Source organism: Microvirga sp. P4_A5 (genome assembly GCF_056402495.1).
In genome coordinates this window covers 1-19,308 of the sequence record NZ_JBFUHH010000038.1, presented here as the reverse complement: position 1 = coordinate 19,308, position 19,308 = coordinate 1, and the positions used below count along the sequence as shown (strand labels likewise).

General features: G+C 64.9%; 21 protein-coding genes. 9 read left to right on the top strand and 12 right to left on the bottom strand.

Going from position 1 to position 19,308, the window contains the following annotated elements; translation table 11 throughout:
* Positions 1-118 precede the first annotated feature (118 nt).
* Genes AC1DVM_RS12135 through AC1DVM_RS12125 form a run of 3 tightly spaced genes read left to right on the top strand, consistent with a single transcriptional unit; the run spans position 119 to position 3,047 of the window.
* Positions 119-1,930, top strand: coding sequence for a sensor histidine kinase (locus AC1DVM_RS12135; RefSeq protein ID WP_477254688.1), 1,812 nt, complete (start codon positions 119-121; stop codon positions 1,928-1,930).
* Positions 1,927-2,709, top strand: coding sequence for a peptidoglycan-binding domain-containing protein (locus AC1DVM_RS12130; RefSeq protein WP_477254687.1), 783 nt, complete (start codon positions 1,927-1,929; stop codon positions 2,707-2,709). Before AC1DVM_RS12135 ends, AC1DVM_RS12130 begins: the two co-directional genes overlap by 4 nt.
* Positions 2,706-3,047: a DUF1491 family protein gene (locus AC1DVM_RS12125; protein ID WP_477254686.1), complete on the top strand. Its 342-nt coding sequence runs from the start codon at positions 2,706-2,708 to the stop codon at positions 3,045-3,047. Before AC1DVM_RS12130 ends, AC1DVM_RS12125 begins: the two co-directional genes overlap by 4 nt.
* Before the next feature lie 5 nt (positions 3,048-3,052).
* On the opposite strand, the gene AC1DVM_RS12120 is transcribed toward AC1DVM_RS12125, so the two are convergent.
* Positions 3,053-4,090: a hypothetical protein gene (locus AC1DVM_RS12120; protein ID WP_477254685.1), complete on the bottom strand. Its 1,038-nt coding sequence runs from the start codon at positions 4,088-4,090 to the stop codon at positions 3,053-3,055.
* A 223-nt stretch (positions 4,091-4,313) separates the two neighbouring features.
* Between AC1DVM_RS12120 and AC1DVM_RS12115 the strand changes: the two genes are divergently transcribed.
* Positions 4,314-4,532, top strand: coding sequence for a hypothetical protein (locus AC1DVM_RS12115; protein ID WP_477254684.1), 219 nt, complete (start codon positions 4,314-4,316; stop codon positions 4,530-4,532).
* Positions 4,533-4,567: 35 nt separating this feature from the next.
* On the opposite strand, the gene AC1DVM_RS12110 is transcribed toward AC1DVM_RS12115, so the two are convergent.
* From AC1DVM_RS12110 to AC1DVM_RS12095, 4 genes are all read right to left on the bottom strand, one after another.
* Entirely contained in the window at positions 4,568-5,080 is a 513-nt protein-coding gene (locus AC1DVM_RS12110) for a GNAT family N-acetyltransferase (protein WP_477254683.1), read from the bottom strand.
* Positions 5,077-5,640 carry a DUF1254 domain-containing protein gene (locus AC1DVM_RS12105; protein ID WP_477254682.1) on the bottom strand — a complete coding sequence of 188 codons (564 nt, stop codon included), beginning with the start codon at positions 5,638-5,640 and terminating at the stop codon, positions 5,077-5,079. The genes AC1DVM_RS12110 and AC1DVM_RS12105 overlap by 4 nt, the downstream gene beginning before the upstream one ends.
* Positions 5,637-6,272, bottom strand: coding sequence for a DUF1214 domain-containing protein (locus tag AC1DVM_RS12100; RefSeq protein ID WP_477254681.1), 636 nt, complete (start codon positions 6,270-6,272; stop codon positions 5,637-5,639). Before AC1DVM_RS12100 ends, AC1DVM_RS12105 begins: the two co-directional genes overlap by 4 nt.
* 89 nt (positions 6,273-6,361) lie before the next feature.
* Positions 6,362-8,572, bottom strand: coding sequence for a transglycosylase domain-containing protein (locus AC1DVM_RS12095; protein WP_477254680.1), 2,211 nt, complete (start codon positions 8,570-8,572; stop codon positions 6,362-6,364).
* A 212-nt stretch (positions 8,573-8,784) separates the two neighbouring features.
* Between AC1DVM_RS12095 and AC1DVM_RS12090 the strand changes: the two genes are divergently transcribed.
* Positions 8,785-9,300, top strand: a complete 516-nt coding sequence (locus tag AC1DVM_RS12090; protein WP_477254679.1) for a YcgN family cysteine cluster protein — start codon at positions 8,785-8,787, stop codon at positions 9,298-9,300.
* Positions 9,301-9,791: 491 nt separating this feature from the next.
* Here the strand turns inward: AC1DVM_RS12090 and AC1DVM_RS12085 are convergent, their stop codons facing one another.
* The 3 genes from AC1DVM_RS12085 to AC1DVM_RS12075 form a co-directional block, all read right to left on the bottom strand.
* Positions 9,792-10,391 (bottom strand): DUF2939 domain-containing protein, encoded by a 600-nt coding sequence (locus AC1DVM_RS12085; RefSeq protein ID WP_477254678.1) that lies wholly within the window; start codon positions 10,389-10,391, stop codon positions 9,792-9,794.
* A 110-nt stretch (positions 10,392-10,501) separates the two neighbouring features.
* On the bottom strand, positions 10,502-11,590 hold the full coding sequence (locus AC1DVM_RS12080; protein ID WP_477254677.1) for a TRAP transporter substrate-binding protein: 1,089 nt from the start codon (positions 11,588-11,590) through the stop codon (positions 10,502-10,504).
* Positions 11,591-11,788: 198 nt separating this feature from the next.
* Positions 11,789-11,938, bottom strand: coding sequence for a hypothetical protein (locus AC1DVM_RS12075; RefSeq protein WP_477254676.1), 150 nt, complete (start codon positions 11,936-11,938; stop codon positions 11,789-11,791).
* A 189-nt stretch (positions 11,939-12,127) separates the two neighbouring features.
* On the opposite strand from AC1DVM_RS12075, the gene AC1DVM_RS12070 reads away from it, so the two are divergent.
* From AC1DVM_RS12070 to AC1DVM_RS12060, 3 genes are all read left to right on the top strand, one after another.
* Positions 12,128-13,174 carry an endonuclease/exonuclease/phosphatase family protein gene (locus tag AC1DVM_RS12070; RefSeq protein ID WP_477254675.1) on the top strand — a complete coding sequence of 349 codons (1,047 nt, stop codon included), beginning with the start codon at positions 12,128-12,130 and terminating at the stop codon, positions 13,172-13,174.
* Between the two features lie 423 nt (positions 13,175-13,597).
* Positions 13,598-14,137, top strand: coding sequence for a hypothetical protein (locus AC1DVM_RS12065; RefSeq protein WP_477254674.1), 540 nt, complete (start codon positions 13,598-13,600; stop codon positions 14,135-14,137).
* Entirely contained in the window at positions 14,070-15,398 is a 1,329-nt protein-coding gene (locus tag AC1DVM_RS12060) for a DNA-packaging protein (RefSeq protein WP_477254704.1), read from the top strand. The genes AC1DVM_RS12065 and AC1DVM_RS12060 overlap by 68 nt, the downstream gene beginning before the upstream one ends.
* Positions 15,399-15,403: 5 nt before the next feature.
* Here AC1DVM_RS12060 and AC1DVM_RS12055 read toward each other — a convergent pair whose 3' ends face one another.
* On the bottom strand, positions 15,404-15,922 hold the full coding sequence (locus AC1DVM_RS12055) for a DoxX family protein (RefSeq protein WP_477254673.1): 519 nt from the start codon (positions 15,920-15,922) through the stop codon (positions 15,404-15,406).
* On the opposite strand from AC1DVM_RS12055, the gene AC1DVM_RS12050 reads away from it, so the two are divergent.
* Positions 15,921-17,078 carry a phage portal protein gene (locus tag AC1DVM_RS12050; protein ID WP_477254672.1) on the top strand — a complete coding sequence of 386 codons (1,158 nt, stop codon included), beginning with the start codon at positions 15,921-15,923 and terminating at the stop codon, positions 17,076-17,078. The two genes, AC1DVM_RS12055 and AC1DVM_RS12050, sit on opposite strands and share 2 nt — an antisense overlap.
* Here the strand turns inward: AC1DVM_RS12050 and arsB are convergent.
* Genes arsB through AC1DVM_RS12035 form a run of 3 tightly spaced genes read right to left on the bottom strand, consistent with a single transcriptional unit; the run spans position 17,051 to position 18,929 of the window.
* Positions 17,051-18,118 carry an ACR3 family arsenite efflux transporter gene (gene arsB / locus AC1DVM_RS12045; RefSeq protein ID WP_477254671.1) on the bottom strand — a complete coding sequence of 356 codons (1,068 nt, stop codon included), beginning with the start codon at positions 18,116-18,118 and terminating at the stop codon, positions 17,051-17,053. The two genes, AC1DVM_RS12050 and arsB, sit on opposite strands and share 28 nt — an antisense overlap.
* Positions 18,119-18,130: 12 nt before the next feature.
* A complete protein-coding gene (arsC, locus tag AC1DVM_RS12040; RefSeq protein WP_477254670.1) occupies positions 18,131-18,580 on the bottom strand; it encodes an arsenate reductase (glutaredoxin) in 450 nt (149 codons plus the stop codon).
* On the bottom strand, positions 18,573-18,929 hold the full coding sequence (locus AC1DVM_RS12035; RefSeq protein WP_477254669.1) for an ArsR/SmtB family transcription factor: 357 nt from the start codon (positions 18,927-18,929) through the stop codon (positions 18,573-18,575). Before AC1DVM_RS12035 ends, arsC begins: the two co-directional genes overlap by 8 nt.
* Positions 18,930-19,308 lie beyond the last annotated feature (379 nt).

Sequence of the window (19,308 nt, the reverse complement as noted above, 5' to 3'; positions counted from 1 at the left end):
CGCTGGCCTCGTGATTTCGGGCCGTCACCCGGCCGCGCGGTCGGTGGGACGGGCGTCGCCTTAAAGGTCGCTTAAGCGGCCTCTGCCACATTTGTGCCCGACACAAAGAGGCGACCGATTGCTGACGAAATCCCAAGGGCACGGGCTAGGCCACGGGCAAGGACACTCGCAAGCCCATTGGCATGACGAATGGCTTCGCGGGCTCATTCATCCGTCGGCGCGCGAACGGCTGGGCGACGAGATCCGGCATGCCCGGTTCGTCGCCACCGGACTCGCCATGGCGCTGCTGGCGGTCGTGAGCTTTCCGCTGACCCTCGTCGCGGAGGCCCCGGCGGATATCATCGCTCTCTGGGCCGGCTTGATCCTGAGCCCGCTCCTCGCCGTGTTCGTCCTGTCCCGCTCGGCCCGGCTCGACGGCGCACAGGCTGTCGTTTCCGTTTCGCTTGCCGCTTTCATCGTCCTGTCCGGCACCGCCATGGACCTGCCACTCCCGGCGGTTTGCGTGGCGTTGCTGTGCGTGCCCCTCGAGGCCGCCGCGACCGGCTCGCGACGCAGTCTTGTCATTGCCTGTGCGTGCGTGCTCGCGGGATCCTTCGTCGCCGCCAATGCGGAGACCGTCCATGTGTCGTGGCCCGTTTTCGGTGTCGTCGTCGTCGCCGCCATCGTCCTTCTGGCGCATATGGCGGGTCGCCTGTTTGTCGACGCGAAGCTCGATGGTCTGATGGCGCGTCTCCATCCCTCCCGCTCCTCGGCGCAGCATGAGACGCTCGACGCCCTCGACGATCTCGTCACCTGGCACGACCGGAATGGCGCCATTCTGCGCTCGAACGGCGCCTCGATGAAAATGCTGGGCGCGCCCTCGTCGGCCATCCACGGCAGCGGCTTGTTCACACGCATCCTCATCGGCGATCGGCCCGCATTCCTGAAAGCGGTGAGCGATGCGGCGCGCGGCGGCGCGACCGCTGTCGCGCAGTTCCGCGTCAAGGCCGATCGGGCACCCGACGGCAGCGGTTTCATCTGGGTCGAGATGCGGGTCCATGGCGTGCGGCTCAGCGACGATCTCACCTGCGCGGCCGTCGCCGTCACGCGCGACATCACGGCCCATCGTCGCTATGCGGAAGAACGCGACGCGCTTCGTCGCGAGGCCGTCAGCACCAACGACGCGCGGGCCGAATTGCTTGCAACCGTCAGCCACGAGTTGCGGACGCCGCTCAATGCCATCATCGGCTACGCGGAAATCCTGATGGGTCGCGGCAACCTCGTGCTGCTCGAACGACGGGAGAGCTATGCGCAGATCATTCATCAATCCGGCGAACACATGCTCGGCGTGGTGAACACGCTTCTCGATCTGTCCGCCATCGAGGCCGGGCATTACGGTCTGGCGTTCGAGCCCGTCGCCATGTCGGGGCTGGTTCGCGAATCCTGCGCCGTCGTGGCATTGCGCGCCGAGCAGGCCGGAGTTTCGCTTGTGGTGGATCTGCCGGACGATCTGCCGGAGATCATCGCGGACCGACGCGCCTGCCGCCAGATGCTTCTCAACCTTCTGTCGAACGCCGTGAAGTTCACGCCGCATGGCGGCGAGGTTCGCGTGGAGGCAAGGCGCGACGGCGATTGCGTGGCGCTGTCCGTTCACGATACCGGCATCGGCGTTGCGCAGGAAGACCTGGCACGGCTGGGCGTGCCTTTCTATCGCGGCGCTGCGCGAAGCCGGCCGGAAGAAAAGGGCAGCGGCCTCGGGCTCTCGGTGGTGCGCGGACTCGTGGCTTTGCATCGCGGCAGCATCCGCATCGGCAGCACGCCGGGAGACGGCACCGTCGTGCGGCTCACCTTGCCGATCGACGGACACCGCGACAGCAACGCGGTCGATGTCGCGACCGCGCCCCTCGCCTTGGCGCCTTCTTCGGATATGATCGTACGAAAGACGGGATGACAGTTTTGCGTGAAGCCCTTGCCGCCCGACCTGATCGTGACTTCGTGGTCTCCGCCCCAGCAAGGCGGCCCGCCGCGCGCCGGGCCGCGCCATCGCGGCGAGCGCCCGCCCGCAAGAAAAAATCCGGCTTGCTGGCGCGCGTCGTCGTCAGCATCGCGCGCAATCCGTTCCGCATTCTCGTCACGCTGGTGCTGTCGGCTTGTGCCGGCATGATCGTCTGGAACGCCCTCGTGCTGCAGGAGGCCCGCCATCCCGCGCCCCTGTTCAATCATCCGGGCGTGGCGCCGCAGGCCGTGATGCCGGCACCGCCCTCGCGCAATCTCGCAGCGCCGACCGCGCCCGCGTCGCCGCCGTCGCTGATCGATCCCGCGCCCACGGCGACGCAAGCGCCGCCGGTGCCTCCCGCCCGCAGCGCGATCACGGATCTCATTCGCGGCAACGGTGAAGCGCCATCCCGCCCGCAACCTGCTCCGGTGCCTGCCTCCGTCAAGCCGCCGGCTCAGCGCGATCCCATCGCGGAGATGATCCGCATGGGCGGGGCGGTGCCGACCCCGCCCGCCAATGTCGGCCGCACCGACAACGCCGATCCGGTCCTGGCGGTCCAGCGCGCGCTTGCGAAACTCGGTTATCCGGTCAAGCCCGATGGCATGATGGGAGGCGAAACCCGCGCGGCGCTCGAACGCTTCGAGCAGGATCGTCGCCTGCCCGTCACCGGCGAGTTCAACGCACGGACCCTGCGCGATCTCGGCGCCGCGTCCGGCATCGCGATCCCGCAATGAACCGCCTGCGGTCCGATTTCTGGGTCTCGGCGTATATCCGTCGTTGCGACGTGGAGAATGTGGAAGCCGTGCTGCGCAAGCGCGGCGCGGCGGAAGCCGGCGCTTTGTTCGTGAAGGTCGACCGGCTCGACGGGACGGCCTGCCTCTATGGCCCCGCGCCGCAGGCCTTTCTCGACGATAGCGGCGAGCGCCTCTTCTCGGCGATCCTCGTGAACACCACGCCCCTCGACGTCGAGGAACGCATGACGCGCGAAATGAAGTTCGACCCCGATTTGTGGCTGGTCGAAGTGGATGATCGCGCCGGCCGCCACTTCCTCGATCTGGCGTCGGAAACCTAACGCCGTCAGTCGCGCGCCGACAATGCGCGAACGTCGAGCACTGCCTCGATGATGGCGAGCGCCACGGCGCTCTCACATTCATGCATCGTCCGGATCAAGGCTTTCAGGCGCGAGAGCGGATGCGAGAGTGCCGGATGCAGCGCGATGAAGATGCGGATCGCGTCGCGGGTCTTCATGCCTAGGGCTTTCAAGGCCAGTGCCAGCAGGTCGTGACGGTCGATCCGCAGCAGGCGCCATGCGGTGGTGTCGGCAAATCCGAATGCGGTGTTGAAGAACGCCTCGATCGATGCGGCATCGCCGTGTTTCGCGGCGCGCTGTAATGCGTCCACATCCTCGCGCGAGAGGCTGAACGACAGGAGCGCGCGCCTGTGCGCGATCGACTCAGCAATCCTGTGGCGCATGTCGGCGCGGCGTTGCGGCGAGCCTGCGAGATAAAGCGCGGCTTCCTCATGAAGGGCGAGATCCTCGCGAGCGAGCAGGATATGCGCGAGCGCCGTGCGGTGCCGGGCCCGATCCAGCAATTCGGCAAATCCCTCGTCGCACGCGGCGAAGTGGCGGTTGGCCGCGAGGTTGTCGTCCACCGCATCCTCTTCGAGGACCAGAAGCTTTCGCAGGATCGCAGCGTCGAGGCCGGGGCTCGCCGCGAGCGCGAGCCGGCTCTCCCACGAGCCGAACCTCTTTGGGGAATGGTCGGCCGTCGCGTGCCGCGCCGTGTCGATCATCACGTCGCGCGTCTTGTCGGAATGCCGCAGCAGCCAGGTGCGAACTGCATCGGGTATCTCGGGGCAGGGCGCGAGAACTCGTGCGATTTCGACGAGCGATGCGGCATCGATGGTGGGGAGGAAACCGAGGGCGAGGGATTCGAAAGTCTCCACCGCCTCGCGGTCCCGCGAGGGTGCGGCGACGAACATTTCAGCGCTGACGCGCAGAAGCGTCGCCCGCGAATCCGGCCCGTTGCCGGCGGGTCCAGCCAGGTCCGTGAGGTCGGGCCAGAAATCCTGCGACGCCGGCTGCTCCATCTCGTCCCTCGCAAAGCTGAACATGCGCAGGAACTTACCGGCGTTCTCTTAGCGCATCTTTAAGGGACCATTGGGAGTGGCCCAAAATAGCCCTGTTGACGAGGGAGCGGTGAGGTAAGATGTTTCCTTCCGGCCTGTGTTTTTTCATGGCGCAGGACGACGATGCGGCCGATCGGAAACGGTCCGTTAACCATCTGTCTATTTGGTGGAACGGACGCAACAGGAGTTACACCGACGGAGGATTGAGATGCGTAAAGTCTGGCATGAGTCCCGGAGCAAGATCGCCCGCGGCACGATCATTCCGTTTCCCGACGCGACCGCCCGGCCGCACAGGTCGGCTCCTGGAGCGGATGAACGCACGGGCGTGATCCTGCTGTTCACCGGCGTGCGTTATGAGCGGATGGATGTCGACAACGTCCCGACCCCGCCTGTCGCCTCCAACGGTTCCCGCCGCCGCCGTTCCTGAACAAGCCGCTCCCAGCCAACCCATCCGGGCCCGATCTACCGAGCGCGTGCCTGCTTTCCCAACGCGCGGGCCATGAACACGGCGTCGCCGCCATAGCTGGCGAGCTTGGTTGCCATGCCGGGCAGGTCCATCGGTTCGAAACCGAACTTTTCCCAGAACCTCCGCGATGCATTCACCGCCACGAGCGACAGGTTCGCCAAACCCATATCCTCCGCAAGGCGTGCCAGGCGTTCCACCGCGGGACCTGCCGAACCGGTTCCTCGTGCCGCCGGAGCAATCGCGAGGTCGTGGAGGTAATAGGTCGTCGGCGTGACGGGCAGACCTTCCAGCATCGCGTTCAGCGCCGGAGGTTGTCCGAATTCCCATGGATGGCTGATCACGTAGCCGACGAGCGTGCCGTCCCGATCGAGAACCTGGCACCCGTCGGGAAAGAGCCGTTGGCGCGCCGCCAGAACCGCGAGATCTTCCGGGTGATCGCAATGGATGGCATCGGCGAGGGCATGGACGGCATCGAGATCCGATGGCTCCATCTTTCGCCAGCGCATCATTCTTCGCCATCCACCGTGCACGACACAGCTTTGGCCGTCGCCAAAGCTGTCGGGCGAAGGCTCGGCATCGCAGCCGCGACGCGGATGATTGCGTATCCCTGCTCGGCCGGAGCGACGATCCGCACGTCGCGGGTGGGCTCGTTCTCATCTTCTTCGGCCCGAGCCTCGTCGAGTTGCCGCTGCGTCATGATCACGAGTTCGAGTTCGCCCCGAATGGCGGCTCGGTCGGTCACCGCGAAGAAGACGCCGCTGGTCTTGGTGTGAAGCGAGAAGGACAGGAAGGACTCACCCGTATTGGCGGTGATCCGCGCCGGACCTTCGCTGAGATCGAACGCGCAAGCCGCAACGGCGAGCGCGGGATCGGGGAACGGCAGCCAGGTGGCGCCGCCGCCCGGCGGGCTGACGATGGTGGCGGTCTCGGATTCGAGTGTCGGCTGAACCTGCGCGATGGCATCGTGCTCGGCAAAGCGCGGAGCGGCGAGGACCACGAAAATGTGAACCGCGATGCCGAGGATGATCCCCGCGGCGGTCGCAAACAGAAAACGGCTCAGAGCGGTCATGCGCCGCACCCCGATCGCTCGATGGTAGGCAGCGCATCCGCGTCGAGGTTGGACCCCGCCGCGCCCGGCATGTCGTAGAGCCGGAGCACCAGCGTGAAGGCGCCTTCGCTCGGGACCTGCAGCCAGTTCCCCGCGCTGAGGTCGCGCGACAGGACGATGTCGAAACCGTTGTCGGGCCGGCGAACGATCTCCGATGACGTGAAGCCGCTGCGCCCGAGTTCCGATGCCGGCAGTGCGCCGTCGCGATCATAGACCGTCATCGTCCACAGACGCGCCTGGGGTGTCACGGTACCGACCCGGTAGGTGCAGCCGGCCTCGAGGTTTCGGCCGCTCGCATCGGTCCGCGCGAGGAGCGTCAAGCCTTCGCCCACGGCCAGCGGTACGTCTCCGCGCCGCGAAACGATGGCCCGCATATAGGGATCGGCCTCGGGCGAGCCGAGCTTCGGCCAGGTCGACCACGGTCCGAGCCGGCGACCGCCGAAGGGCGGTTCGCCGTTCAGGACAAGATGGGCCGACCCCAATCCCAGCCCGAGCGCAAGCAGGAGCGAATAGGCAATCAGCGCTGCGGTTTGTCTGGTCTTGAAGATGACGGATCTCGTTGGTTCGCCGGCGGCGGCATGAAACCACCGCAACGGCTTTCGTCAATAGGTGTCTGCGGGTTTCAGGAAGGGGATGGCACCGCTCGAGGTCGTGCCGCATCAAGACATCGGGGTTATTTCCGTTAGGGCATTGCCACCTGTCGCGGTTTTGCCGAGCCCGTCATACCCGGTTCCTTCTCGACCTGCCGGTCGGGAATCGGCGGCGTCGTATCGGCGGCCTTGAAAAGGCTGCCGATGGAGCCGAGGACCTCGAAGGAGCGGCGGGACAAGGTTCCGGCAAGGTATCCCTGCGGCGCGGCGGCCGCTTGATCGCCAGGACGTTCGGTCGCGGCGACCTTCGGGGTATTGTCACCGTCAATGCCGGGAATAGGCCGGATTTCGAGGTTGCGGTGGCCGAACGTCATGACCTCCTGCCATGTCATCGCCGGCAGCGTTCCGCCCGTCATGTTGTTCATGGTGCTGTGATCGTCGTTGCCGAACCAGACCCCGGCGACGAGATTGCCGGTGTAGCCGACGAACCAAGCATCGCGATAGGCATTGGTGGTTCCGGTCTTGCCTGCGGAACGGATGCCCGGAAGCGCCGAGCGCTTGCCGGTCCCTTCCTCCACCACCTTGTTGAGCATGAAGTTCATGTCGTGAACGAGCCGAGTGGGAAGGATCTGTTCGGGGGGCGTGTCCGTTGCGCGGCTATAGATCAGCTCGCCTTGCGAATTCCGGACTTCCCAAGTGGCGTAAGGCGCCGCCTTCTTGCCGCCATTGGCGAAGACCGCATAGGACGACGTCATGTCCAGAACCGTCACCTCCGCGGCGCCGATCGGCAGCGAGCTCGAATCGGCCAGCGGGTGGGTCAGGCCCATCTTGCGGGAGATGTCGATGATCTGGACGCGCCCGGCCTTGGCATTGCCCTTGCCGATCTGGAGCGACATCCAGACCGGGATGGAATTGATCGAGCGGGCCAGCGCCGAGCTCAGCGGCATGCTGCCCGAGAAAGAGCGGCCGTAATTCTGCGGGCACCAATTGCCGAGGCAGATCGGCTTGTCGACCACCGTGGAAGCGGGTCTCAGCTTGGGATCCGCCAGCATCGCCGCCGTGTAGACGAAGGGCTTGAAGGACGAACCCGGCTGGCGCAGCGCGTCGGTGGCGCGGTTGAACTGGCTCAAGCCGTAATCCTTGCCGCCCACGATGGTGCGAACGGCGCCGTCGGCGTCCATGACGACCAGCGCGCCCTGTCCGGCCTTGTATTGCCTTCCATGCTGCCGAAGCATGTTGTCGAGCGTCTGCTCGGCATGTTGCTGCAGGTCCGTATCGAGAGGGGTCTTGACCGTCAGCACCCGGTCGCTGCCGAGCTTCCCGTCGGTGGCGAGCTGCTTGACCTGCTCGTAGGCCCAATCGAGATAGTAGTCCGGCGTGGTTTCGCGGCTGCGATTGATGGGAGTCGCCGGGTTCCGCCGGGCGGTCTGGATCTGGCCCTCGGTGAGGAAACCGGCCTCTACCATGTTGCGCAGCACGTCGTTGGCGCGGGCACGGGCCGCCGGCAGGTTGATGTGCGGGGCGTATTTGGTCGGCGCCTTGAAGAGACCCGCCATCATAGCGGCCTCGGCGAGGGTCACGTCCTTGGCGGATTTGCCGAAATAGTAATCCGCCGCCGCCACCACGCCATGCGCGCCGCCGCCCATATAGGCCCGGTCGAGATAAAGCTTCAGGATCTCGTCCTTGGTCAGGTGGAATTCCAGCCACAGGGCCAGAAACGCTTCCTTGATCTTGCGTTCGAGCGAACGCTCGTTGGTCAGAAACAGGTTCTTGGCAAGCTGCTGGGTGATGGACGAGCCGCCCTGGACGACCCCGCCGCCGCGAACGTTGACCGTCAGGGCCCGAAACGTACCGATGGGGTCGATGCCCCAATGCTCATAGAAGCGGCGGTCTTCGGTGGCGAGGGCCGCCTTCACGAGATAATCGGGGAATTCCTCGAGCTTGTAGGAATCGTCGAGGCGCAGGCCGCGCCGCCCGACCTCCTGGCCGTAGCGGTCGAGAAAGGTGACGGCCAGATCCTGCGTCTTCAGCCAGTCTTCCTCGGTCTCCCGGAACGCCGGCAGGGCGAGCGTCAGCATGACCACGCCTCCCAGAAGGCCAAGCGTCGTGGCCTCGCTCGTCAGGTCGAGGACGACGCGGGTCGGGCCGCGAAACCGGAGATATTTCGACAGGTCGGAGAACACCTCCCAACCGCGTGCCAGACCGCGCCCCGTCTGATAGAGAACGGAGTTCAGCCAGGCATCGGAGGCCAAGGCCGCACGCTTGATCCGTGTGATCAGGGGGGTCTGGGAAGCAGGGCGCACAACGGTCCTCGGACAGGTCTGCAGACCTGGTATAGTTTGTTATGGTCGTCGCAGGGTCGGTACGCCAGCACACCTGTGGCCCCCGATCCTCGACGTTAACGCGAAGGATGCGATTGCGGTTCGGGCGACTTTTCGGCTTTCGTGAGAAATTCAGCGCGCCGCATAAGAGCATCACCTTGAAGTTGCCGTAAAGAAAGGATTTGAGCCCGCCCATGGAAAATGCTGCGACATTCCGGCTCGCCACCGAAATCCGGCCGTTCTGGCAGGAGAAGACCCTCGATGCGATGAGCCCGCAGGAATGGGAGAGCCTTTGCGATGGCTGCGGCCGCTGCTGCCTCGTGAAACTCGAGGATGAGGATTCGGGCGAGATTCTCTACACGGATGTGGGCTGCACGTTGCTCGACGGAGAAAGCTGCCGCTGCACGGATTACGAGAACCGCCAGGCGAAGGTGCCGGATTGCGTGCGGCTGACCACGGAAGCGGTTCGCAGCCTGTCCTGGCTGCCGCCAACCTGCGCCTATCGGCTGATCGAGGACGGCAAGGACCTCTATTGGTGGCATCCCCTCGTGTCGGGCGACCCGGACAGCGTCCACGCCGCCGGCATCTCCGTGCGGGGGCGAGTCGCGGGTCCGGAAGAGGATTTCGGACTGGCGGAATTGCTCGAGCGCCTGACCGATTGGCCGATTCTCGATCTCAGCGATCAACTCCCCCAAGGGAAGACGCGTTAGACCAAGGTTTCAGGCCTACCTCTCCGGAAGAAGAGTACCGCGAACGGTCGGCGGCGATTATAGGCTGACGGAACGTTAATCAGCTCAATCCCGCAAGGCCTCAGGCGATGACCTCGACGGTAATCTGCTTTCTTCTTGGCGCCGTCTTTCCGATCGCTCTGATCGGCTGGATCATCTACGTCGCATGATCCTTTCGCATGTCCGCGTTTGAAGGCGTTTTCGCCTAGGAACGAATTGATGAAAGAAGGGTTAAAACGGGCAGGAGGGTGGTGTCATGACATCGACTGTTATTTGTTTCGTGCTGGGTGCGGTATTTCCTGTCGTGATGGTGAGCTGGCTGTTCGTACAGGGCGGCTAAAAATCGTCGGTTGAGCCTGCCAAGGTTTCAAACAGGCGCTACTCCCCCTTTTGCTTTGAATTGCGCACTCGGGCTCGTGACCCGTAGCCGGTTCTACCAAGCTCCAGCTCAGAACGTTTGACCCGCTGTCTCGTCAGCGGGTTTTGCTTTGCACGCGCTTGATGAGGTCTTCGCGCAGCACGCGGGGCAGGTCGACTCCGGTCATGCGCCAGGTCATGCCCGAAAGCCGCATGGTGACGCGGAACTGGCGATCGACGGGACCGTCGGCGGGGAACGGGATCGTGAGGCTGCGGAAACCGTTGGATTCGGAGGCGAAGAAGGTTCTGACCGCCTCCGACACCGAGCCGAATTCCAGCGCGAGGCGCGACGGCGTCGGGGTTCTGCCGCGCGCTGCGACCAGTTGCGGCCAGCCGTCATCGAGAAGATCGATGAGCGCTTCGGCGGTGATGAGTTGCTCGACGACGGGATTGAGGACGGCGGCGCCCGCATTGGCCGCGACCTTTCCGTCGACATCGCCGATCTTCGCGCGGCCTTCGGGAGTGTGCAGGTAATCGCCGAGAACCTGCCGGGAGATCGACACCCGCAGGGCCGGGAAATTCACCCGTTCCTTGATGCGCCCCACATCCCTGTTCTCGACGGCCTTTGCGAGATCAACGAGCGCCGCGAACGGCGATACCATGAAGATCGCCCAGGCGATGAACATCACGAAGAAGATACGGAACGTCCAACGCATATTCGCACCGTCGGTCTGGTCGAATTCGGCAAGGGAGCGGCCCAGCGGCGGACCAACAAAAAAGGGCGACCCGGGGATCGCCCTCTTTCAAGCGTGACGACGGCGTCCGATCAGCCGCGCGCGCGGGCGCGGATCATGAACGTGTCGTAGGCGTATTCGGCGACTTGGAACCAGAGATATTCTTCGTTCCGGAAACCACGAACGCTGTCGTAGATCTTCTTGAAGTCCGCGTTCTTGGCCGAGACCTCGTCATAGACCTCGCTCGCAGCCTTGTTGGCGGCGTCGAGGATCTCCTGCGAGTAGGGGCGGAGCTGCGTGCCGGAGCCGAGGAGACGGCGCAGGGCGGCCGGGTTGCGGGCGTCGTACTTGGCCAGCATGTCGGCATTGGCGTAGCCGGCGGCGGCGGTCAGGATCGCCTGGTAGGCCTTCGGCAGTTCCTTCCACTTCGTCTGGTTGATGAAGAGATGGATCGCCGGGCCGCCTTCCCAGAAGCCGGGATAGTAGTAATACGGCGCGACCTTGGCGAAGCCGAGCTTCTCGTCGTCGTAGGGACCGACCCACTCGGCGGCGTCGATGGTGCCGCGCTCGAGCGCCGGATAGATGTCGCCGCCGGGGATCTGCTGCGGCACGACGCCGAGCTTCGCCATGACGTTGCCGGCGAGACCCGCGATGCGCATCTTCAGGCCCTGCAGGTCCTGAACCGTCTTGATTTCCTTACGGAACCAGCCGCCCATCTGCACGCCGGTATTGCCGGCCGGCATGCCGTACATGTTGTGCTTGGCGTAGAACTCGTTGAGCAGCTCGTTGCCCTGGCCATGATAGAGCCAGGCGTTCATCTGCCGGGCGTTCAGGCCGAAGGGAAGGGCCGTGCCGATGGCGAAGGTCGGGTCCTTGCCGAAATAGTAATACGAGCAGGTATGGCCCATTTCGATCGTGCCGTTGCCGACCGCATCCGCGACCTGCGGGGTGCCGACGATTTCACCGGCGGCGAAAGGCTGGATCTGGAACTTGCCGTCCGTGCCCTCATTGACGAATTTCGCCATGACCTCGGCGGCGCCGTAAATGGTGTCGAGCGATTTGGGGAAGCCCGATTGCAGACGCCATTTGATCTCGGGCATCGACTGGGCGATGGCCGGCGCGGCGACCGCCGTGGAGGCCGCACCGACGGTGGCGGCCTGCAAAAACTGACGACGTTTCATACTGTAACTTCCTCCCTGAAAACTCGTGACTGCGTCACTTGTCGCGTATTGACACCGAAACCCGGGAATCCCGCAAGGCGGTTTCGACGGCATATCGACCAATAGGTTAGACGGAGGAGGATAACCGACATGCGAGACCAGTCGCTATGCCAGGGCGATGGGCCATCGAACCGTCGGCATGCCCGGATGGCAGCGCCCTCAGTTGAAGGCCTCCGCCGCACAAACCAGCGCAAACAAAGCCGTTACCGCCGCGAGCTCGGCGATACCGGTGAGCAGGGATGACATATCGCTGGAAAGGAATGCAACCAGGGCTGTGATCAGCGCAACGACCGATGCCCAAGCGATCATGGGCGTTCTCCCCGGCAAAATTGGTGGTGCGGCGTTTAAACACGCGAATGTGACAAGAGTTCCCTAACGGCATGATCTTTTTTTGGGAAGGGCGATTCGGGAGGGTGCGCCCAAAAGAAGGGCATCGGCCTGCACTTTTTTTGACACCACTCCGCTTGTAGGCTTCCTGTCGACACCGAGGCTTCCCCGATGCGCCCCATCGTAACCGAGACGACGCCCGATCTCCCACCGGTTCCGGACGGGGTTTTGGAGGAGGCGCGGGCCGGGGCTCCCACCGCCGACAGCCATGCCCGGTACCTGCGCGAGCTTCCGGTGTTTCATCGTGTCGAGGCGGCGCTGCCCCGGTATCTGGCGCCTTGGCCGACCGAGTTGTCGGTGGCCTCCTTCAACGCCGAGCGGCTGACCGACGTGCCGGCGGTTCGCCGGTTGCTGGATTTTGCCGGGACCCATATCGCGCTTCTCACCGAGATCGACGTCGGTATGGCCCGATCCGGCAACCTCCATACCCTGCGCGAGCTGGTCGCCGAGACGGGGGAGGGGTTCTTCTACGGTGTCGAGTTCGTCGAACTCGACCTCGGCGACGCTCACGAGACGCGCGACCATGCCGGAAAGACCAACCTCCGGGGGTTCCACGGCAACGCGATCGTGTCGAACCTGCGGCTGGAGCGGCCGCACCTGATCCCACTGGAGGAAAGGGGCTTCTGGTTTCCGGGGCAGGACGGGGCGCAGCGGCGGATCGGCGGGCGCATGGCTCTGGCCGCAAGGCTCGTCGATGCGCCGTTCCCGCTCTGGGTCGTCACGGTCCACCTGGAAAGCAAGACCGACCCGGAAGATCGGCAACATCAGGTCCAGGCCCTGCTGCGCGGGCTCGATACGTTCGCGGCGGGCGAGGCCTGCATCATCGGCGGCGACCTCAACACCAAGAGCCTGCCGTCCGGCGACGCGGCGCAGGCGGGCGCGGTCGCGGAGGTCGAGCGCCACGAGCCGCTCTTCGGCGAATTCCGCCGAGAGGGCTTTACCTGGATGGGCGCGAATGCCCCCGCCGTCACCCAGCGCACCGGCCCTTCCGGCGATCCCGCGCCGCCCTTCCGCAAGCTCGACTGGTTTCTCGTGCGGGGCGTCACGCCGGAAAACCCACAGGTCGTCCCGGCGCTCGATGCCCAGAACCGGCCGATCTCCGACCACGAGATGCTGACCCTTCGCCTCTCCCTCGACGACGAGCCGGACCGGGAATGACGCCGTATCGAGAAAGCGTCGAGGCAATTGAATCGTCAATTCGTTGACACTGTACGTTAAAATAGCTATATGTTTATATAGTATCCGGAAGTGGCATAGTCCTCCAAAGTATTTGTTCCGGCTTTATTGTCGTTCTGTTCAAGGTTTGATCCGTCACTTGTGTAATGTTATCCCTCTTTGGGATAGGTTTTGGTGCCAGAATCGAACATTGAGTGAACGARAAAGATCGAGCGCTCCCGCACCTTTCAAAATCACGATCTTCCGCCGTTTTTGGAATCTTAAAAATCGCCGCTTGACACCGGGACGCTCTTAGAGTACAAAACAAGAACACTGACGAAGTGTGACTGAATTCCCCCCAGAGTTTCAGACGACTTCCGCACCGCTCCTGCCTCGGCAAGGGCGGTTTTTTTGTTGGGTTCGACGATGGCCAAGACAGAGATCCCGGACGACCTGCGGCGGCAGGCCTTCGATTATTACGCCCGCCACGAGAGCGTGACGCTCGGCGCCATGGCGATCGTGCTCGGGGTGAGCCGGGGCCGGTTCCTGCGCCTGCGCCGCAAGTGGAACTGGCCGCCGCGGGATGCGGCGCTCGCCGCCGCTAGCAGTGAGCCAGCCCCCGCCGCCGCCGACCGGCTGCCAAAGCCGCACGCGGCGCGCAGCCTGCGGGAGGCGGCCGCGTCGCTGGCGCTCGTGACCCGGGCGCGCCTCGATGCGCTGATCGACGACCAGGGCGCGGCCGGCGAGATCGACCATGACCGCACGGCTCGGACCCTGTCGGCCTACGCCAAGACATTGACCATCGCGCAATCGCTTCTGGACCGCGAGGAGACGGATCTTCATGAGCCCGAAGCAGAACCAGGCGAGCCCCGCAGCCTCCACGATCTGCGGGACGAACTTGCTGCCCACCTTGAGCGCATTGTGGAGGAGGAACAGGCTCGCGGAAGCGACGGCCTCCTGGTCTGAGGCGGAGTTCGATCGCGCCCTGCGGCACTGGCCGCTTCTCTGCCGTCCCGAGCAGCGCGTGCCGGGCCTCTGCCGCCGCCGGGAGGCCTGGACGATCTGGCTGATGCTGGGCGGACGCGGAGCCGGCAAGACCCGCACCGGCGCCGAATGGGTGCGCGGCATCGCCCTCGGCGAACCGGATTTCGCCGAGCCGCCCTTGCGGCGCATCGCGCTGATCGGCGAAACCTTCGCGGATGCGCGCAACGTGATGATCGAGGGACCGGCCGGTATCTTGAGCGTCCATTCGCGCCGCGAACGCCCCGTCTGGTCGCCGTCGCTCCGCAAGCTCGAATGGCGCAACGGCGCGGTCGCGCATGTATTCTCGGCGGAGGATCCCGACTCGCTTCGCGGTCCGCAATTCGAGGCCGCGTGGGCCGACGAACTCGCCAAATGGCGGCACGTGGACGAGACCTGGGACATGCTGCAATTCGGCCTTCGCCTCGGCGCGCATCCGCGCCAGATGGTGACGACCACGCCGCGCCCGATTCCGCTGCTGAAGCGCTTTCTCGCCGATCCGCGGGTCGCGGTGTCGCGGGCGAAAACCTCCGACAACGCGGCCAACCTCGCGCCGGTTTTCCTCGACACCGTCGTGGGGCGCTATGCCGGTTCGCGTCTCGGCCGTCAGGAACTCGACGGCGAGATGATCGAGGATCGCCCGGACGCATTGTGGACGCGCGATCTCATCGAGGCCGCCCGCGTCGATGCCGCGCCGCCGATGGCGCGCATCGTGGTGGCGGTCGATCCGCCGGCCTCGTCGTCGAAACGCGCCGATGCCTGCGGCATTGTCGCGGCGGGCCTCGACGATGGCGGCACTGCCTATGTGCTGGCGGATGAGACCGCATCGGCGCTGAAGCCGCGCGAATGGGCGACGAAAGCCATCGCGCTCTATCGCCGCCTGCAGGCGGATGCGCTGGTGGTGGAAGTCAACCAGGGCGGCGAAATGGTGACGAGCGTCATCCGTGAAGTCGATCCCGCCATCCCGGTCACGAGCGTGCGCGCGACGCGCGGAAAATACTTACGCGCCGAGCCGGTCTCGATCCTCTACACGCAAGGGCGCGTGCGCCATGTGGGCACGTGGCCGGAGCTCGAGGATGAACTCTGCGATTTCGGGCCCGGCGGCCTCACCTCCGGCCGCTCGCCCGATCGTCTCGACGCGCTCGTCTGGGCGCTCACCGAATTGATGCTGCGCGAGCGCAGCGAACCGCGTGTGCGCGTGCTGTAGCGCGTTCAGGCGCGATCGACCGAGAAGCGGCCCGCGCCCGATCCGGCAAGGATCAGGAAAGCGCCTGCGATTGACACGTTCTTCATGGCGAAGAGCTGATTGATCATGCGGGCATCCCCCGTCATGGTCCAATAGGCGTGGAAGAACGGGATCGTGATCAGCACGAACGCCGCCAGTGCGAGGGACGCCAGCCGGGTCTGGAACCCCACCAGAATGGCGATGCCGAGAGCGACTTCGGCAATCGCCGTCAGGATGGCGAGCACGCCCGGCAGGGGAAGGCCGGCGGACGCGATGTAGGCCGTCGTGCCTCCCAGCGAAAAGAACTTGTCGAATCCGGCCTTAATGAACATCGCGACCAGCAGAACGCGGCCGATGAGAATGAGTGTGTCGCGCATGGCGGTGCGGCTTTCCTGTCGACGGCTCACAGCGAGCCGCTGAACTTTGTAACCAGGCTGCGATTGCAGCGTCAACCGGACCGGCGCAAAGGGCACTTTGTCGCTTTGCCGGACCGCGGGAGTCCTCATGCTGAAGTCATTGAACCGCTTCTTTCAGGCGCCGCCCGACGCGAAGGCGTCGCGGGTGCGATCCTCGGTCGCCCTGTATTTTGCCGGGCATCCGGTCTGGACCCCGCGCGATTACGCGGCTTTGTCGCGCGAGGGATTCCAGAAGAACGCCGTGGTGCATCGCGCGGTGCGCCTCATCGCCGAGGCCGCCGCTTCCCTGGCGCTCATCCTCAAGCAGGGCGACGCGGAATTGAGCCGCCACCCGGTCCTGTCGCTCCTGGGACGGCCGAATGGGCGTGAAGGCGGGCAGCGCTTTTTCGAGAGCCTCTACGGTCACCTGATGGTGTCGGGCAATGCCTATGTGGAGATGGTGAGCGTGGATGGAACGCCGCGCGAATTGCATGCGCTCAGGCCCGACCGCATGCGCGTCGTGCCGGGGCCGGACGGATGGCCCTCAGCGTATGACTACACCATCGGTGCGCAGACCATCCGCTTCGTGCAAGGCGATGCGACGCCGCCGATCCTGCATCTGACGCTGTTTCATCCGGCCGACGATCATTACGGTCTCTCGCCCATGGAAGCGGCCGCCGTCGCGCTCGACATCCACAACGCGGCAGGCGCGTGGAACAAGGCGCTCCTCGACAATGCGGCGCGGCCCTCCGGCGCGCTCGTCGTCGGCGGAACGTCCCTGACCGAGGCGCAGTTCGACCGGCTGAAGACCGAACTCGAGACGAATTACCAGGGCGGCGCGAATGCGGGCCGTCCGCTGCTGCTGGAAGGCGGACTCGACTGGAAGCCTTTGTCGCTGTCGCCGAAGGACATGGATTTCGTCGAGGCCAAGGCCGCGGCCGCGCGCGAGATCGCGCTTGCCTTCGGCGTGCCGCCGCTGCTGCTCGGATTGCCGGGCGACAGCACGCATGCCAATTACGCGGAGGCCAACCGGGCCTTCTACCGCCAGACGATCATCCCGCTGGTCAAGCGCACCGCCGAGGCGATGGTGCAGTGGTTGCAGCCGGCCTATGGCGACGCACTCGCGCTGGAGCCGGATCTCGACGCCATCGAAGCCCTGTCGACCGAACGCGAAAGCCTGTGGCGCCGCGTCTCCGCCGCATCGTTCCTCAGCGATGACGAGAAGCGCGAGGCGGTGGGTTATGGACGGGTCGGCACGTCCGCGTGACCGCGCGCGGGATGCGCATCGCCGCGCTCGTACCAGCCTCGGCTGCGGTTGACGATCCACACCACCGACAGCATCACCGGCACCTCGATCAGCACGCCCACGACGGTGGCGAGCGCCGCGCCGGAATTGAAACCGAACAGGCTGATGGCGGCCGCGACGGCAAGCTCGAAGAAGTTGCTCGCACCGATCAGCGCGGAGGGTCCGGCCACGCAATGCTTTTCGCCGAGCATGCGGTTCAACAGATAGGCGAGCCCGGAATTGAGATAGACTTGGATGAGGATCGGCACCGCCAGCAGCGCGATGATGGTGGGCTGCGCAATGATCTGCTCGCCCTGGAATCCGAACAGCAGCACCAGCGTTGCGAGAAGCGACACGAGCGAGAGCGGTTGGGCGACGCGAAGCAGCACTGCGAGCGAAGCCTCGCCGCCATCTGCCAGCAGCCGCGCGCGCAGAATCTGCGCGAGGATGACCGGCACCACGATGTAGAGAACGACCGACAGCAAAAGCGTGTCCCACGGCACCGTGATCGCCGACAAGCCGAGCAGCAGGCCGACGATGGGCGCGAAGGCCACCACCATGATCAGGTCGTTGAGCGCCACCTGCGACAGGGTGAAATGCGGCTCGCCTTTGGTGAGATGGCTCCACACGAACACCATCGCGGTGCAGGGTGCCGTCGTGAGAATGATGAGGCCTGCGATATAGGAATTGATCTGGTCGGCGGGAAGATAGGGCCTGAACAGATATCCGATGAAGAACCATCCGAGCGCCGCCATCGAGAAAGGTTTCACCGCCCAGTTGATGAAGAGAGTCACGCCGATGCCGCGCCAATGTTCGCGCACTTTGCCGAGCGACGCGAAATCGATTTTGATCAGCATCGGAATGATCATCAGCCAGATCAGCACAGCCACCGGCAGGTTGACCTTTGCGATCTCCATCGCGCCGATGGCGTGAAACAGGGCGGGGAACGCGTGCCCGAGCGCGACGCCGGCCACGATGCAAAGGCCGACCCAGACGGTGAGATAGCGCTCGAAGACGGACATGCTGCGTGTTCCTTATGCGGCCGGCCGGCCGGATGCGTCGACCACCAGCTCGCCATCCTCCTTGCGAAACGCGCCGTGCTGCGGCGGCAGGAGATCGAGAACACGCTCGGAGGGACGGCAGAGCCGCGCGCCCTTCTCCGACACCACGATAGGGCGGTTGATGAGGATCGGATGCGCCACCATGGCGTCGAGAAGTGCGTCGTCTGACAAGGCTGGATTGTCGAGGCCGAGCTCGTGATAGGGCGTGCCCTTTTCACGAAGGAGATCGCGGGTCCGGATGCCCATGCGGGCAATGAGGTCTTTCAGAACGGCGCGCGTCGGCGGCGTCTCCAGATAGGGAATGATCGTCGGCTCGATGCCGGCATTGCGGATGAGGCCGAGCACGTTGCGCGAGGTGCCGCATTGCTGGTTGTGATAGATCGTGACGTCCGCGCGCTCGGATTGTGTGACGGGATCAACCATGGGCAGGCTCCTTCGGCGCGCAGCCAGGTGTGAGAATGTCGATGAGCGGCCCGCAAATTTCCGGTCGTCCGCCGCAGCAATCCGTCAGCAGGAAGGACGCGACGTCCCGAAAGCCATCAAGGTCCGCGCGATAGACGATCGATCGGCTCCGACGCTCGGAGCGGACGAGTCCGGCGCGGGACAGGATGCCGAGATGCGACGACAGGGTGTTGTGAGGCACCGCGAGTCGCAGCGCGATCTCGCCCGCCGGCAAGCCTTCGGGCTCATGAGCCACGAGAAGCCGGAACACGTCGAGCCGCGTGGTTTGGGCAAGCGCCGAGAGCGCGCCGACGACGAGAGATGAATCCATATGTCGAGAAATATGGAAATGATGGCTTTGAGTCAAGTTGGTTGGTTGAGGAACGGGTCTGCTTCGCCGCGGGAAGGGCGGGGGTGTGGGTTTTATCGGTCATAGGGGTGACGACTGTCCATCGGGTCAGCGGTCATTCTTCGCTGTTAGAAATTTCGATACGCCAGCCGCTGCGCGCTTTCCCTCCCCCTTGCGGGGAGGGTCAGGGTGGGGGTGGATCGACCGGGTTCGCGACAGCGAGGACAAGCCTGTCTCAGCGCCGCGTGAGGCATCGCAGGTTCTGCTCCGACACTCCCACCCCCACCCTCGATCCCTCCCCGCAAGGGGGAGGGAAGGTGCGCGTTCGTCCAGGGATTTGGATCGATCGAGCGCGTGACGG